A 1,247-nucleotide genomic window follows, 5' to 3' on the forward strand; every position below is an offset into this window, starting at 1 on the left:
CATCTCGAAAGCGCCTTGTAGCAGGGCTTCGAAGTTCTCGAAACCGACAGACAGGGCGATGGGCATGCCGATGGCAGACCAGGAGGAGTAGCGGCCGCCAACCCAGTCCCAGAACTCGAACATGTTGTTGGTGTCGATGCCGAACTCGGCCACGGCCTTGCCGTTGGTGGAGAGGGCTGCGAAGTGCTTGGCAACGTGGGCCTTGTCACCGGCGATGTTGATGAACCAGTCGCGGGCGGTCAGGGCGTTGGTCATGGTCTCCTGGGTAGTGAAGGTCTTGGAGGCCACCAGGAACAGGGTGGTTTCCGGATCGATCTTCTTCAGGGTCTCGGCGATGTGGGTGCCATCGACGTTGGAGACGAAGTGCATCTGCAGGTGGTTTTTGTAGGGACGCAGTGCCTCGGTGATCATCACCGGGCCCAGATCTGAGCCACCGATACCGATGTTGACCACGTGCTGGATCGCTTTGCCGGTGTAGCCTTTCCACTCGCTGGAGATGATCTTCTCGCAGAAGCCCTTCATCTTGGCCAGTACGGCGTTCACTTCCGGCATCACGTCCTTGCCATCGCACTCGATGGGGCGGTCGGAGCGGTTGCGCAGGGCCACGTGCAGTACGGAGCGGCCTTCGGTCATGTTGATCTTGTCGCCATTGAACATGGCATCGATCGCGCTGCGAAGATCGGTCTCTTTGGCCAGATCAACCAGCAACTTGAGGGTTTCTTCGGTGATCAGGTTCTTCGAGTAATCAACCAGGATGTCGCCGCCGAAGGTGAGGGAAAACTTGTCAAAGCGCTTCGGGTCCTGCGCGAACAGATCCTTGAGTCGGGTCTCTTTGTTTGCTGCAAAGTGGGCTTCCAGTGCCTGCCAGGCCTGGGTTTGGGTTGGATTGATATTTTTCATAGGATTCCTGAAATGCCAAGTTGTGTTTGAACCTTGCAGGCAAGGTCCCGCCAAACCTTATTATCCGAGCATTATAGCGAGCCGATCGGGCGGCCCGTGTAACAGATTTTTACCGATTGTCTTTTACCGCAATGGGTCATTGTCGGGAGCATACAACCAGAACATTGGGATTATGTGTCACGAAAGCAAGGCGGATCTTGCGCTTGCTCATGATTGGGGCCACCCCGATAGCTTGAAATTGTTTTCATCCGGTTGGCGTGGTTATGCATCGACATTGCCATGGTCTAGGGCCAGAAACGACAATGCCAGCCCGAAGGCTGGCATTGTCTGTTGCAGCAGAACCGCGA

General features: G+C 56.0%; 1 pseudogene. It reads right to left on the reverse strand.

Annotated elements, in window-relative coordinates:
* Positions 1-900, reverse strand: a pseudogene (gene pgi / locus AACS18_RS02935) (glucose-6-phosphate isomerase); the annotation flags it as partial.
* Positions 901-1,247: the final 347 nt, after the last annotated feature.

It is taken from the genome of Aeromonas sp. HMWF015, from assembly GCF_963878965.1.
GTDB classification, from domain to species: Bacteria; Pseudomonadota; Gammaproteobacteria; order Enterobacterales; family Aeromonadaceae; genus Aeromonas; species Aeromonas veronii.